At 63.0% G+C, this 14,169-nt stretch carries 14 protein-coding genes and 1 pseudogene; 10 read left to right on the top strand and 5 right to left on the bottom strand.

Annotated elements, in window-relative coordinates; genetic code table 11:
• Positions 1-205: 205 nt before the first annotated feature.
• Positions 206-424: a hypothetical protein gene (locus tag AC0L2U_RS05035; RefSeq protein WP_013532811.1), complete on the bottom strand. Its 219-nt coding sequence runs from the start codon at positions 422-424 to the stop codon at positions 206-208.
• Positions 425-635: 211 nt separating this feature from the next.
• Here AC0L2U_RS05035 and AC0L2U_RS05030 point away from each other — a divergent pair, with 211 nt between their 5' ends.
• Both AC0L2U_RS05030 and AC0L2U_RS05025 read left to right on the top strand, forming a co-directional pair.
• Entirely contained in the window at positions 636-2,405 is a 1,770-nt protein-coding gene (locus AC0L2U_RS05030) for an acyl-CoA dehydrogenase (RefSeq protein WP_292692646.1), read from the top strand.
• 20 nt (positions 2,406-2,425) lie between these two features.
• Complete coding sequence (locus AC0L2U_RS05025; protein ID WP_292692649.1) at positions 2,426-3,178, top strand: crotonase/enoyl-CoA hydratase family protein; 753 nt, start codon at positions 2,426-2,428, stop codon at positions 3,176-3,178.
• A 3-nt stretch (positions 3,179-3,181) separates the two neighbouring features.
• Here AC0L2U_RS05025 and pdxH read toward each other — a convergent pair whose 3' ends face one another.
• Positions 3,182-3,799, bottom strand: a complete 618-nt coding sequence (pdxH, locus tag AC0L2U_RS05020; RefSeq protein ID WP_127270335.1) for a pyridoxamine 5'-phosphate oxidase — start codon at positions 3,797-3,799, stop codon at positions 3,182-3,184.
• Between the two features lie 76 nt (positions 3,800-3,875).
• On the opposite strand from pdxH, the gene AC0L2U_RS05015 reads away from it, so the two are divergent.
• The 4 genes from AC0L2U_RS05015 (at position 3,876) to AC0L2U_RS05000 (ending at position 6,926) form a co-directional block, all read left to right on the top strand.
• On the top strand, positions 3,876-4,337 hold the full coding sequence (locus AC0L2U_RS05015) for an RT0821/Lpp0805 family surface protein (protein ID WP_027035968.1): 462 nt from the start codon (positions 3,876-3,878) through the stop codon (positions 4,335-4,337).
• Positions 4,338-4,437: 100 nt separating this feature from the next.
• Positions 4,438-5,367: a DnaJ C-terminal domain-containing protein gene (locus AC0L2U_RS05010; protein WP_473601510.1), complete on the top strand. Its 930-nt coding sequence runs from the start codon at positions 4,438-4,440 to the stop codon at positions 5,365-5,367.
• Positions 5,368-5,473: 106 nt separating this feature from the next.
• Positions 5,474-6,292 (top strand): enoyl-ACP reductase FabI, encoded by an 819-nt coding sequence (fabI, locus tag AC0L2U_RS05005; protein WP_127397646.1) that lies wholly within the window; start codon positions 5,474-5,476, stop codon positions 6,290-6,292.
• A 46-nt stretch (positions 6,293-6,338) separates the two neighbouring features.
• The gene (locus AC0L2U_RS05000; protein WP_127397647.1) at positions 6,339-6,926 is read left to right on the top strand and encodes a histidine phosphatase family protein; all 588 of its coding nucleotides are present in this window, start codon (positions 6,339-6,341) and stop codon (positions 6,924-6,926) included.
• Between the two features lie 167 nt (positions 6,927-7,093).
• Here the strand turns inward: AC0L2U_RS05000 and AC0L2U_RS04995 are convergent, their stop codons facing one another.
• The gene (locus AC0L2U_RS04995; protein ID WP_027035965.1) at positions 7,094-7,354 is read right to left on the bottom strand and encodes a DUF1344 domain-containing protein; all 261 of its coding nucleotides are present in this window, start codon (positions 7,352-7,354) and stop codon (positions 7,094-7,096) included.
• A 280-nt stretch (positions 7,355-7,634) separates the two neighbouring features.
• Between AC0L2U_RS04995 and aroC the strand changes: the two genes are divergently transcribed.
• Both aroC and ribB read left to right on the top strand, forming a co-directional pair.
• Positions 7,635-8,735: a chorismate synthase gene (gene aroC, locus AC0L2U_RS04990; protein ID WP_473601508.1), complete on the top strand. Its 1,101-nt coding sequence runs from the start codon at positions 7,635-7,637 to the stop codon at positions 8,733-8,735.
• Positions 8,736-8,846: 111 nt separating this feature from the next.
• A complete protein-coding gene (ribB, locus tag AC0L2U_RS04985; protein WP_128288840.1) occupies positions 8,847-9,947 on the top strand; it encodes a 3,4-dihydroxy-2-butanone-4-phosphate synthase in 1,101 nt (366 codons plus the stop codon).
• A gap of 148 nt (positions 9,948-10,095) precedes the next feature.
• On the opposite strand, the gene AC0L2U_RS04980 is transcribed toward ribB, so the two are convergent.
• Positions 10,096-11,319, bottom strand: coding sequence for an MFS transporter (locus AC0L2U_RS04980; protein WP_128288841.1), 1,224 nt, complete (start codon positions 11,317-11,319; stop codon positions 10,096-10,098).
• 121 nt (positions 11,320-11,440) lie between these two features.
• Between AC0L2U_RS04980 and AC0L2U_RS04975 the strand changes: the two genes are divergently transcribed.
• Positions 11,441-12,049 carry a TetR/AcrR family transcriptional regulator gene (locus AC0L2U_RS04975; protein WP_128288842.1) on the top strand — a complete coding sequence of 203 codons (609 nt, stop codon included), beginning with the start codon at positions 11,441-11,443 and terminating at the stop codon, positions 12,047-12,049.
• A gap of 287 nt (positions 12,050-12,336) precedes the next feature.
• Positions 12,337-13,320 (top strand): hypothetical protein, encoded by a 984-nt coding sequence (locus AC0L2U_RS04970; RefSeq protein ID WP_245486666.1) that lies wholly within the window; start codon positions 12,337-12,339, stop codon positions 13,318-13,320.
• A gap of 122 nt (positions 13,321-13,442) precedes the next feature.
• On the opposite strand, the pseudogene bluB reads toward AC0L2U_RS04970, so the two are convergent.
• Positions 13,443-14,060, bottom strand: a pseudogene (gene bluB, locus AC0L2U_RS04965) (5,6-dimethylbenzimidazole synthase); the annotation flags it as partial.
• Between the last annotated feature and the right edge of the window lie 109 nt (positions 14,061-14,169).

Raw genomic sequence — 14,169 nt, 5'->3', positions numbered from 1 at the left:
GTATGCAGCGGTTTTGGGGCAACGACATGCGCAGGAAACAGAGGCTTGAAGGGTGTCGGTACGACACTCTTCAAGCGGCGAAGGAGGTGCGCCGTCCTTTTCAAAACAGGGAATCCCCGTTGATCAAAAACAAATCCTGAACGCCTATGGTTAAGGAAGTGCTTTCGGGGGCTGGCTCCCAGAAGAGCTGGCGACGCATCAGCCGCTAGAATTCAAACGGGTCAGGCGCCGGCTCTTGCCGCAGCGTGCCTTCGGCGGCGCGTTTGCGGTGGTGGGCGAGCGAGCATTGCGGCGAGCACAAAATGCCGCGATCCGACCAGTAGGCGGCACCATGGTCCAGTCTGCCCCCATGGTAGCAGAACCCCTCCGCTCGATAGGGCAGGCCGCATTCGATGCAGCGGTAGGCGTCGGGTCTGGCAAGCATGGGCGGTTCCGGTTGGCTGGTTCTGATTGCATCGCCGGTCGACTTGATCCGGCATGGGTTGAACTTAATACGCGCCGCCGCGATTGCAAAATCCGCGTGACAAAATTTGACGTTTACGTAAAAAGAAGATGGGAGCTGATACGGCGGGTGGTTTTGCAGCGGCACCGGTTCTAGGGTTGGGCAGGCCGAGGCATCAGGAGGAGTGGGCGGCATGTATAGGGCACCGGTCGAGGATATCGCCTTCACGCTCAAGCACGTGGCCGGCATGAAGTCGGCGCTCGATGCTGGCACCTTCGGCGATCTCGGCGAGGACCTGGTCGATGCCGTTCTGGGTGAGGCCGGCCGTTTCGCCACCGAAGAGGTCGCACCGCTCTACACGATCGGCGATCGGCGGGGTGCGGTGCTGAAAGGCGGCGCCGTCACCACGCCGCCCGGCTGGAAGGAACTCTATCGCCGCTGGATCGATGGCGGCTGGAATGCGCTCTCGGGGCCTGAGGAATATGGCGGCCAGGCGCTGCCGACCATGCTCGGCGTGGCCGCGCTCGAAATGTGGAACTCCGCCGCCATGGCCTTCGGCATCGGCCCGACGCTGACCATGGGCGCGGTCGAGGCGCTCGACAAACACGCCTCCGAAGACCTCAAGGCCAAATATCTCGAAAAGCTCGTCTCCGGCGAGTGGATGGGCACGATGAACCTGACCGAGCCGCAAGCCGGCTCGGATCTCGCCGCCTTGCGCGCCCGCGCCGAGCCGGCGGGTGACGGCAGCTATCGCATCTTCGGCCAAAAAATCTTCATAACCTATGGCGAGCACGATTTCACCGACAACATCATCCATCTCGTGCTGGCAAGGCTGCCCGATGCGCCGGCCGGCACGCGCGGCATATCGTTGTTCCTGGTGCCGAAATTCCTGGTTGGCGACGATGGCGCGCTCGGTGCCCGCAACGACGTCTTCTGTTCCGGACTTGAGCATAAACTCGGAATCCATGCCTCGCCGACCTGCACCATGATCTATGGCGACGGCTTCGAAGGTGCCGAACCCGGCGCCGTCGGCTGGCTGATCGGCGAGGAGAACAAGGGGCTCGCCTGCATGTTCACCATGATGAACAATGCGCGGCTTTGTGTCGGCATGCAGGGGGTGGCGGTCGCGGAAGCCGCAACGCAGAAGGCGATCGCCTATGCCAATGAGCGCCGGCAGGGCAAGGCCGCGAGCTACACTGGCACGGGTATGGCGCCTATCGTCCATCACCCCGATGTCCAGCGTAACCTGTTGACCATGAAGGCGCTGACCCAGACCGCACGCGCCATCAGCTATTCCTGTGCCCACGCCATCGACATGGCCCGTGTCTCCGCCGGTGACGAGGCGGCATACTGGCGCGATCGCGCCAATCTGCTGACGCCGCTGGCCAAGGCGTTCTCGACCGATATCGGCGTCGAGGTTGCCTCGCTCGGCCTCCAGGTTCATGGCGGCATGGGCTTCATCGAGGAGACGGGAGCGGCCGCCTTCTATCGCGATGCGCGCATCGCCCCGATTTACGAGGGCACCAACGGTATCCAGGCGATCGATCTGGTGATGCGCAAGCTGCCGCTCGGCGGTGGCGACCATGTGCATGGTTACATCGCCGAACTGGCTGATATGGCCGCAGCGGTGCGGACCTCGAACATGCAGGGTTTCGGCCGCACCGCCGACGCTCTCGACGCGGCACTTGGCGATCTCAGCGAAGCGACCCGCTTCCTGCAAAAACTGACGGCCGATGGCCGATCGGAAGAGGCGCTGGCAGGCGCCACGCCCTATCTCAGGCTGATCTCGCTTGCCGCCGGCGGCGCCTATCTGGCGCGCGGTGCTCTTGCCGATCACAACCGCATAGCGCTTTGCCGTTTCTTTGCCGAAAACCTGCTCGGCGAGGTCAGCGCCTTGAGGGCGCGCGTCATTGATGGCGCCGAAAGCCTCGCCGCTGCCGGCAAGACGCTCGTCTCTGCCTGACGTTTCACAAGGAAAACACCGTGACAGACCATATCCTCGTCGAGCGCCAGGGCGCCATCCAGATCATCCGCATGAATCGGCCGGACAAGAAGAACGCGCTGACGCGCGCCATGTATGCGAAAATGTCAAAAACCCTGGCCGAGGGCGACGCCGACCCGGCCATCCGCGTCCATGTCTTTCTCGGCGTGCCCGGCGCCTTCTCCTCCGGCAACGACCTTGCCGACTTCATGGTCGTCGCCACCGGCGGTGACGGCGGCACCGAAGTCTGGGATTTCCTGATGGCGCTGGCCAAGGTCGAAAAGCCCATGATTTCGGGCGTCGACGGCATCGCGGTCGGCATCGGCACGACGCTCAACCTGCATTGCGACCTGACCTTCGCCACGCCACGCACCGTGTTCAGGACGCCTTTCGTCGACCTGGGCCTTGTGCCTGAAGCGGGATCGAGCCTGCTGGCACCGCGCATCCTCGGGCAGCAGGGTGCCTTCGCGCTGCTCGGCCTCGGCGAAGGCTTTTCGGCCGAGCGCGCCAAGGCCGCCGGCCTGATCTACGACGTGGTCGAGGAAGCAGCGCTGGAGGCCTCGGTGCTGGCGGCGGCCGGGCAGATCGCCGCCAAGCCGCCGCAGGCGCTGAAGATCGCGCGCGACCTGATGCGTGGCTCGCGAGACGGCCTCGTCGCCCGCATCGGCGAGGAAAGCGAGCATTTTCGCGAGCGGCTGAAGTCCGATGAGGCGCGCGCCGCGCTCACCGCGTTCATGACGAGAAAGAAGGCCTGAGCCTCAGGGATAAAGCCGTGTCTTGTCCCAGCCGTCCTTCGCACTGCGGGTAAAAACGAGCCGGTCGTGCAGGCGGAACGGCCTGTCGTGCCAGAACTCGATGGTGCTGGGCACGATGCGGAAGCCGGACCAGTGCTTTGGCCGCGGGATTTCGCCGATCGGATAGCGTGCCGTGTATTCGGCCACCGCCTTCTCCAGCGCAAAGCGGCTTTCCAGCGGTCGCGACTGTTTCGAGGCCCAGGCGCCGATGCGGCTGCCGCGCGGCCGCGTCGCGTAATAGGCGTCGGCTTCGGCGTCGCTGACGATCTCCACCGGTCCGCGAATGCGCACCTGGCGGCGCAGCGACTTCCAATGGAAACACATAGCCGCCTTCATGCTGCCAAGAATCTCCTGGCCCTTGGCACTCTCGAAATTCGTGTAGAAGACAAACCCGCTTTCATCGAACCCCTTGAGCAACACCATACGCACATCCGGCATGCCGTCGGCATCGACGGTCGCCAGAGCCACGCCGTTGGGGTCGTTCGGCTCGCTTTTCGTTGCGTCGTCCAGCCATGCGGCAAAGAGGCGAAACGGCTCGGCAGCCTCGGTAAAGTCACCGCTTGTTAACTCAGTGTCACTCATAGTTTTTCTCAAATTGTCACGAAGCCAAGATCTTACAAAGCCAAGATTCTTAACGAAGCAAGGGGGAGGTTGCCGATTGTCGCGTATCGCGCAAGCTTTTGACAGCAGGCAATGGAGCGTTATCGCTTCGGCCAGCGCGAAAGCCGCGATCGTGGCGGTCGCCTTGCCGCTTGCCGCGTGTGGCGCCGGCGGCTTCAGCCTGGAAAAAGCCGAAGTCGACCGCTCGATCCTGACCAGCAGCACGTCGGCCTCGGCCGCGCCGGCCAATTTGGATCGCGACTCCGACCAGACGACGATCGGCAATGCGGTTTCCTCGGCCGATATCGAGCAGCTCGGCGGGCAGGCCGTGCCGTGGGCCAATGCCGGCACCGGCTCGCGCGGTTCCATCACCGATCTGGCGGAATTGAAGGACAACGGCCAGACCTGCCGCCGCTTCAAGGCCTCGCGCGAAAGCTTTGACGGCGTTGCCATGTTCGAAGGCGAACTGTGCCTGGCCAGCGCCGGCGGCTGGCGCATGCAGGACTTCAAGGCACTCTGATTTTCCGCGTCTGATATGCTGCTCCAGCACTGGAATTTCTTCCTATGCGAGCGCATATAGGAGGCAACCAGAGACTCAACTCTTCTCCAGGGCAGTAAGCATGCGCGACCCCTATGAGGTGCTGGGCGTTGCCAGGAACGCATCGTCCAAGGACATAAAGTCGGCGTATCGGAAACTCGCCAAGAAGCATCATCCGGACCAGAATCGGAATGATCCCAAGGCGAAGGACCGTTTTGCCGCGGCCAACCAGGCCTACGAGATCGTCGGCGACGAAAAGAATCGCGCCGCTTTCGATCGCGGCGAGATCGACGCCGACGGCAAGCCGCGATTCCAGGGCTTTGAGGGCGCTGCCGGTGGCGGCGATCCCTTCGGCGGCTTCCGCCGGCAGCAGGGTCCGGGCGGTTCGCGGTTCGAATTCCGCTCCGGCCGACCGGGTGGCGATCCGTTCGACGGCAACAGCGACATCTTCAGCCAGATTTTTGGCGACACTTTTTCGGGCGCGCGCGGTCCCGGCACGGGCGATCGCCGCCAGCAGGCGACAGCAGCCGATCTGAACGTGACGCTCGACGTCACCATCGAGGAAGCGGCGACCGCCGAAAAGGTGACGGCGATGTTCCCCGACGGCCGCAAGGTGGCGGTCAAGCTGCCGGCCTATGTCGAGGATGGCCAGACCATCCGCCTCAAGGGCCAAGGCGAGCAGGGGCCGGGCCAGCCAGGCGACGCGCTGGTCAAGATCCATCTGCGCCGACATCCACGCTACCGCATCGAGGGCCGCGACCTGCACGCCGATCTGCCGGTGGCCCTGGCGGATGCGGTGCTCGGCGCCAAGGTGCCGGTCGAGACGCCGACCGGCAGGCTCGCGGTCAACATTCCAGCCTGGTCGAGCTCCGACAAGGTCCTGCGGCTGAAGGGCAGAGGCCTCCCGGAAAAGGCCGGCGGCCACGGCGATCTCTACGCTCATGTGCGCATCATGCTGCCGGGAGGCGGTGATAGCGCGCTCGAAGCGCTGTTGCGCAGCCAAAAAGGCTGATCGGCGGCTTTTGTCCCCTGAACTGTCCGGTTTGAGCGCTTGAAGGGGCTCTGTGCCTGTGCGATAGGGCAACCCACAAAGCTGAAATCTTGCGGAGAGCGCTGACATGGCGGGTGGACAGGGCCTAATGGCCGGCAAGCGCGGCCTCATTCTTGGCGTCGCCAACAATAGGTCGATCGCCTATGGCATCGCCAAGTCGTGCGTCGACCATGGCGCCGAGATAGCGCTGACCTATCAGGGCGAGGCGTTCAAGAAGCGCGTCGAGCCGCTGGCGGCGGAACTGGGCGCCTTTGTCGCCGGCCATTGCGACGTCACCGATCCGGCGAGCCTGGACGAGGTTTTCGCCAATGTCGCCAAACATTGGGGCAAGCTTGATTTCCTGGTCCACGCCATCGCCTTCTCCGACAAGGATGAACTGACCGGCCGCTATGTCGAGACGACGCGCGACAATTTCCTGCGCACCATGGACATTTCGGTCTATTCCTTCACCACCATAGCCAAGCGCGCCGAGGCGCTGATGACCGATGGCGGCTCGTTGCTGACGCTGACCTACTACGGCGCCGAAAAAGTGATGCCGCACTACAACGTCATGGGTGTCGCCAAGGCGGCGCTCGAGGCCAGCGTGCGCTACCTGGCGGTCGACCTCGGCGCCAAGAAGATCCGCGTCAACGCCATCTCGGCCGGCCCGATCAAGACGTTGGCCGCCTCCGGCATCGGCGATTTCCGCTACATCCTGAAGTGGAACGAGTACAATTCGCCGCTGAAGCAGACGGTCACGCAGGAGGAAGTCGGCGATTCCGGCGTCTATTTCCTGTCCGACCTGTCGCGCGGCGTCACCGGTGAAGTGCACCACGTCGATTCGGGCTACCACGTCGTCGGCATGAAGGCGGTCGACGCGCCTGATATTTCGACGGTCAAGGACTAACGCCCGGCCAACCGTCGTCCGTCCCGATCCCGCACCGGAAGACCTGATGTACCCGCTGGTTTATATCGCGCGCCACGGCCAGACCGCGTGGAACGCCGAAATGCGACTTCAGGGGCAGGCCGATACCGATCTCAACGCTCTTGGCCGCGAACAGGCGACCGGCAACGGGCTTCGGCTAGCCGCGTTGGTCCCAAATCCCTGGGAATTCGATTTCCTCGCCAGTCCGATGAAACGGACGCGCGAAACGATGCAGCGTGTTCGCGCCGCGATGAAGCTCGATCCGGATGCCTATCGAACCGATCCGCGCCTCGTCGAAGTCAATTTCGGCGATTGGCAGGGATTTACCTTTCCCGAGCTCGAGACAGGATATCCCGGAGCAAGCAGGACGCGCGCTCTGGACAAATGGAACTTTCAGCCGCCCGGCGAAGGTGCGGAGAGCTATCAGATGCTGCTCGAACGGGTGAGGCCATGCTTCGACGCGATCGAACGCCAGACGATATGCGTGACCCATGGCGGCGTCATGCGCACCTTGTTTCGCTTCGTTCTGGGGCTGGCCGAGGACGAGGCCGCGAACCTAGAAATACCGCAGGATCGCCTGCTCAAGCTCGAAGGCAAGAGTCTGGAGTGGCTTTAATGCATGTCGCCCAAAAGTGGCCCCGGTTTTGGGAGAACGACATGCATAAAACAAAGACCTAAAGCGGGTCGCCTGAATCCGTTCAGACGCGACACGCTTTAGGCCATTGGCAGGCGGCTCGGCGAAAGCTGAACCGCAAACACAGCATTCAATTGAGGTTGGAAGCTCTAGTTGGCAGAGCTGTCCGGCAGTTCCATGTCGGTGACGATGTTTTCGCCATTGGTCACATCGTAGGCGATGACGATGTCCATGCCCGGCTTCAGCGCGTCGAGATCGGTCTCGGCGTTCAGCTTGTAGGACTTGCCGTCATCCAGCGTCAGCGTCGCCGTATCCTTGTCGATCTTCTTGATCAGGCCTTCGGTCTGGCCGGCGAAAGCGGCGGTGGAAAGCAGCAGCGTGGCGGCAATGGCGCCAATCAGGGTACGCATGATCGTTCCTCTTTATCATTGCGCCGGCATGGCGGCGGGCGTTCAACGGCGGATGGAGCAGAGCAGAAACCAACCGAATGTGTCAAAACTAAATCCGCCAGATCACAGTTTGACCCCTGTGAAAAACGCCAATAGAAGGCAACCTACAGCGCCGCGCGTCCTCTTGGACGCGCAAAGGACGCTGTAGCATTGTTGATTTTGCGCATGATCCTTTCCGAAAATCGCTCCGATTTTCGGGGTCATGCGCCAAGCCGGCTCCGCTGCCGGGCAGGGTCATTTCATGTCTCACAACACGTTCGGGCACCTTTTCCGCGTCACCACCTGGGGCGAAAGCCATGGCCCGTCGCTCGGCTGCGTGGTCGACGGCTGCCCGCCCGGCATCCGCTTCACTCGAGCCGACATCCAGGCCGAACTCGACAAGCGCCGGCCGGGGCAATCACGTTTCGTGACGCAGCGTCGCGAACCGGATGAAGTGAAGATGCTGTCCGGCTTCATCTTCGACGAGGACGGCGAGACGATGATCACCACCGGCACGCCGGTGTCGATGCTGATCGAGAATGTCGACCAGCGTTCAAAGGATTATGGCGAGATCGCCCGCCAGTACCGGCCGGGCCATGCCGACTACACCTATGACGTCAAATACGGCGTGCGCGATTACCGCGGCGGCGGCCGCTCCTCGGCCCGCGAGACGGCAGCCAGGGTGGCGGCCGGTGCCTTGGCGCGCAAGGTGGTTCCGGGCGTTGTGGTGCGCGGCGCGCTGGTGTCGATGGGCGAAAAATCCATAGACCGCGCCAACTGGAACTGGAATTTCATCGGCGATGCCGAAAATCCGTTCTTCACCCCCGATCCGGCCTCCGTACCCGTCTTCACCCAGTATCTCGACGGCATCCGCAAGGCGGGCTCCTCGGTCGGTGCGGTGATCGAAATCGTCGCCGACGGCGTTCCGCCAGGCCTCGGCGCGCCGATCTATGCCAAGCTCGATCAGGACATCGCCTCCGGCCTGATGTCGATCAACGCGGTCAAGGGCGTCGAGATCGGCAGCGGCTTCGAGGCCGCCCGCATCACCGGCGAGCAGAATGCCGACGAGATGCGCATCGGCAATGACGGCAAGCCGGTGTTCCTGTCCAACAATGCCGGCGGCATCCTCGGCGGCATCTCGACCGGCCAGGCGATCGTCGCTCGTTTCGCCGTGAAGCCGACCTCCTCGATCCTGACGCCGCGAAAGTCGATCGACAAGGACGGCAAGGACGTCGAGATCATGACCAAGGGTCGCCACGACCCATGCGTCGGCATCCGCGCCGTGCCGATCGGCGAAGCAATGGTTGCCTGTGCGATCGCCGACCACTATCTGCGGCATCGGGGACAGACGGGGAGGGAATAGGGGAATAAGGGAATATGTTGCGTTCTTAGCGCGGCCGGCCAAATCTTTTTGCTTTTCCCTACTCCCGTACTGCCCTACTCCCTTATTCCCCTGCGAGCGAAGCGAGCACTTATGCCTTACGACCAGAAGAAGATCGTCGAAGCCCTGCGTGCTTTCGAACGCGGCGAGATCGTCGTCGTCATGGATGATGACGGGCGCGAGAACGAAGGCGACCTGATCGTCGCCGCCGTCCACTGCACGCCCGAAAAGATGGCGTTCATCGTGCGCCACACCTCCGGCATCGTCTGCACGCCGATGCCGCGCGAAGAAGCCAAGCGGCTGAACCTTGCGCCGATGGTCGCCGACAACGATTCCGCCCATACCACCGCTTTCACCGTCAGCGTCGATTTCAAGCATGGCACCACGACGGGCATCTCGGCCGAAGATCGCACTTTGACCGTTCGAAATCTTGCCAACGGCAATGTCGGCGGCTCGGATTTCGTCCGCCCCGGCCATATCTTCCCGCTGATCGCGCGCGAAGGCGGCGTGCTGATGCGCTCCGGCCATACCGAAGCAGCGGTCGATCTGTGCAAGCTCGCCGGCCTGCCGCCGGTCGGCGTCATTTCCGAGCTGGTCAATGATGACGGCACCGTCAAGCGCGGCCCGCAGGTGCAGGCTTTCGCCGAGGAGCATGGGCTGAAGCAGGTTTCGGTTGCCGACCTCATCGCCTACCGGCAACGTAAGGAAACTCTGGTCGAACGCGTCGCTTGCTCGGAAATCGACACGCTCGGCGGCAAGGCACAGGTCTTCACCTACACGCTGCCGTGGGACTCCATGCACCACGTCGCCATCGTCTTCGGCGACATTCGTGACGGCGAGGAGGTCCCGGTGCGCCTGCATTCGGAGGATGTGGTGACCGATGTGTTCGGCACCAGCCACCGGCTCGACGCCATCATGAAGGCAATGGGCGAGCGCAGGCGCGGCGTCATCGTCTATCTCAGAGAAGGCTCCGTCGGCGTTGCGCATCAGGAGCGCAAACGACCGGCAAGCGGCGACCGCGAGGATCACGACGAGGCCCGCCGCCGCGAAAACGAGTGGCGCGAGATCGGGCTCGGCGCGCAGATCCTCAAGGATCTCGGCATCTCCTCGATCAACCTGATCGCCTCGCGCGAACGCCACTATGTCGGCCTCGAAGGTTTTGGCATCCATATCGCCAAGACCGAGATCCTCTAGGATATATCGATATTCAGGTTAGGCCGGCCTGCAAATGACGGCTTTCTGCGCTTCCGGTGCTCACGGACCGGAAAGTCCGCTGCGCTCCGGTTCTCGAAATCCATCATTTTCGACTCGGCCTGACCTGAATCTCAACATATCCTGGCGGTCACTCGGCCGGAACGGCGGCAGCCTCGCACCCATCCAGGTCGCATTCGCGGGTGGCAAGGCTGCGTTGGCCAAGCAGCACCGTGGCCAGTGCGATCGTGCCTGAAGCCACCGACACCCAGAACCCGCTCTGGGCGCCGAACGCATCCACCATCGCGCCGGCGGCGAACGAGCCCAGCGCCATGCCGATGCCGATGCCGGTCATGACCCAGGTGATGCCTTCGGTCAGCATCGCTTCCGGCACATGCCGCTCGATCAGGCCGAACGCGGTGATGAAGGTCGGCGAGATCGCCACACCGCTGATGAACACGGTCAGCGCCAGCAGCGGCACGGTGTCGGCGGCGAGCGGCAACAGCGTGCCGAGCGCGACGAGGGCGACTGCGATGGCGAGCTGGCGTTGCAGCGGCGCCTTCAGGCTGAGCGCGCCGACGATGATGCCGAGCACGAACGATCCCAGCGCATAAACGCCGATGACAAGGCTGGCGGCGCCGGGTTGGCCAAGCTCCTTGGTGATCGCCACGGTGGTCACTTCCGTCGTCGCGAAGGTTGCGCCGATGAAGATCAGGGCGAGGGTGATGATCTGAACCGGCCGCAGGCGGATCGCCGAGCCGCTTGAGTTATGGTCGACCGGCCGCACCTGGGGCTCGGTCGAGCGTTGCAGGATGAAGGCCGCTGATCCGAATGCGAGAAATAATGTGCTCACCAGAACGCCGGCTTCCGGGAATAGGGCGGCACTCAGGCCGACCGATAGCGATGCCCCGGCGATATAGACCAGTTCATCGGCCACCGACTCGAAGGCGAATGCGGTGTTCATCTGCGGCCGCCCCCGGAAAATCTCCGTCCAGCGCGCGCGCACCATCGCAGGTATGCTTGGCATGGCGGCGGCCAGCAGTGCCGATACGAACAGCGTCCAAACCGGCCAGTCCTGGTTGGCCGCCGCTATGAGGACGGCGAAAGCCAGCACCGCGATGATGGTGGTGGGCACCACGATCCGTGTCTGGCCCAGGCGGTCCACCAGTCTCGATACCTGCGGCGCGACGAAGGCGTTGGCCAGCGCGTATGTCGCCGAGACGGCTCCGGCCAGCCAGTATTCGCCACGCGTCTGCGACAGCATCGCCACGATGCCGATGGGCGCCATGGCGATCGGCAGGCGCGCCATGAAGCCGGCGGCCGCAAAGCCCTTGGCGCCGGGGGCACGAAAGATTTCCGCGTAGGGATTTTGCATCGGTTGGTTCCTCGACAAAGGACGATTGGGCAATTACATACGGAGCGTATGATTATTAAATAGAGCATACGCCGCGTATGTCAATTGGCATACGTTGCGTATGTGAATAGGGCCAGAAGCCATGCACAGACCCCGCAAGGAGATGATCGCCGAGACGCGCGCAAAGCTTATCGCGGCGGCCCGTCATGCCTTCGGCACAACAGGCTATGCAGAAGCCTCGATGGATGATTTCACCGCTTCGGCCGGGCTGACGCGCGGCGCGCTCTATCATCATTTCGGCGACAAGAAGGGGCTGCTGCAGGCGGTCATAGCCCAGATTGACGGCGAGATGGCGGCGCGCATCAATGAGGTCGCGTCGAGAGCACCGACCCGCTGGCAACATTTCGTGGACGAGTGCTCGACCTATATCGAGATGGCGCTGGAGCCGGAAATCCAGCGCATCATGTTCCGCGATGGCCCGGCCGTGCTGGGGGATCCAGCGCAATGGCCGAATGCCAGTGCGTGCATCGCTTCAATGACCGACCATCTGACCGCGCTGCAGGAGGAGGAGGTCGTTGTCTCCAGCCTCGACCCCGAGACCGCCTCGCGACTGATCATCGGAGCGAGCAGCCAGGCGGCGCAACGGATCGCCAATTCGAACGACCCCGAAGCGACGTCGAAGAAGGTGGTGACGGCGTTCAAGCAACTGCTCGAAGGCCTGCTCAGGAAGCCGGATCCGGAGTCGAATTGAAGTTCCCACCGGAGCTTTCGTGCCGGCATCTGTTCCCGATAGGAATTTTTTCTTGACTTCGTGCCCTCAGCTAAGGTACATATTCGTCCATGGTGCCGATTCGCGCCAGTGACCCGCCGCACAGGCGGGTTTTTCGTTTGATGCTCCGTCAGCCAACGCGCCGGCGAAAGGCTACGAAAGAAAACCGTCAGCCCGAATTCGTCGCCCTTCGTCAGGGGCCGGCAATTGACAATCGCCGGGTTGAGTCCATCCTCTTCCACCATCTCTGAGGCGGAGATTCGGGGCACATGTGGGATTTTGAGATCGGCCGGTCGGTGTCCATCATGATGCGGACCTGGCCGTTCATCGTCTTTCGCATGATCGTCTATTTCGGCATCACGCTGGCCTACATCATGGCGACCGGCACCGGTGCCTCGGTCGGCTATGGCGTCGGCCATATCTCCACCGATCCCGACGGGCCCATGTCCTTTGCCCTGTGGGGCGGCGTGGTCGGGTTTGGCATCGTCTCGATCGCGGTCTACTGGATCCGCGAATACATCCTCTATGTCGTCAAGGCCGGCCACATCGCCGTCATGGTTCATCTGATCGACGGCCGCGACATTCCCGGCGGTCAGGACCAGATCGCCTATGCCAGGGATATCGTGACCCAGCGTTTCGCCGAGGCCAACATCCTTTTCGTCGTCGACCAACTCGTCAAGGGCGCCATCCGCGCCATCACCGGACTGCTCGGCGGCATCGCCGCCTTCCTGCCGATACCGGGCCTGAGCGGCTTGGTCTCCTTCATCAACACGGTGATCCGCCTGTCGCTGACCTATGTCGACGAGATCATCCTCGGCTACAACATCCGCATCAATTCAGCCTCGCCCTTCGAGACGGCGCGCCAGGGCGTCGTGCTCTATGCCCAGAACGGCAAGGTCATGGTCAAGAACGCCGTCTGGCTGGCGGTCATCATGTGGGGCGTGTCGTTCATCATCTTTCTGATGATGCTGGCGCCTGCCGGCGCGATTCTGTTCCTGATGCCTGGCCAGCTCGCCGGCTGGGCTTTTGTGCTCGCCATCGTCTTCGCCTGGGCATTCAAGGCGGCGTTCATTGAACCCTTCGCCATCGCCTGCCTGATGCAGGTCTATTTCAAGACCATCGCGGGCCAGGTGCCGGATCCGGCCTGGGACGCCCGGCTGGCCGAGGCGTCGTCGAAGTTCAGGGAGCTCAAGGACAAGGCGCTCGCCTCCTTCGGCGGTTCGCGCTGGGCTACGGCCGGCGCCACACCCTGATCGGCCGGGCGGGTGATGTCTGGTGAGGCAGAAACGGTGTTGAGGCGCGCCACGGCGGATTTGAGCTGTGTCTCGCCTTGCCCGGAAAAGGTCTCGCTCATGATCAACTCCGGCAGCGGCAGCCGCCGTCCCCAGCCATGCGTTTCAAGGTCCGGTTTGGGAGCGAACTCGGAAACACGGCCGACGCAGAGATAGGCGATCGGCGTTACGTGGTCCGGAATGGCCAACAGCCGCTTTAGCGCCTGCGCTTCGATGATGCTGACCCAGCCTACACCGACGCCCTCGGCACGCGCGGCCAGCCAGAAATTCTGCACCGCGCAGACGGTGCTGTAGAGATCCATCTCCGGATTGTGCCAGCGTCCCAGCGGCGAACCCTTCGAGCGCTGCCTATCGCAGGTGATGCAGATGTTGAGCGCGCTTTCGCAGATGCCTTCCAGCTTGAGCTTGCGGTACAGCGCCTGTTTTTCCGCCTCGATCGCCGGCAGCTCCTGTTCGCGCGCGGCCAGGAACAGGTCGCGCACCTCCGCCCGTCGCTCGATGTCACGAATGACGATGAAATTCCATGGCTGCATGAAGCCGACCGATGGCGCGTGATGGGCAGCAAGCAGCAGCCGCGCCAGCACGTCGTCATCGATCGCGGTGGGCAGGAAATGGCTGCGCACGTCGCGCCGCGTGAACATGGCGCGATAGACCGCATCGCGCGCATCCTGGTCAAATCCATCGTCAATGGCAGCGGTCATGTGTTCCGGCATCGCTTGTCCCCTTGCGATTGCAGATTCAAAACTGTCAGAGCGTAGTTTGTGCGTCCAAGTAGACGCACGTCGCTCTGATGTCGTCCGCCTGACCATG

The sequence above is a fragment of the Mesorhizobium sp. WSM4808 genome (genome assembly GCF_055811675.1).
Note: the sequence above shows the minus strand (reverse complement) of the source record. Positions and strands in the feature narration are given on the sequence as shown.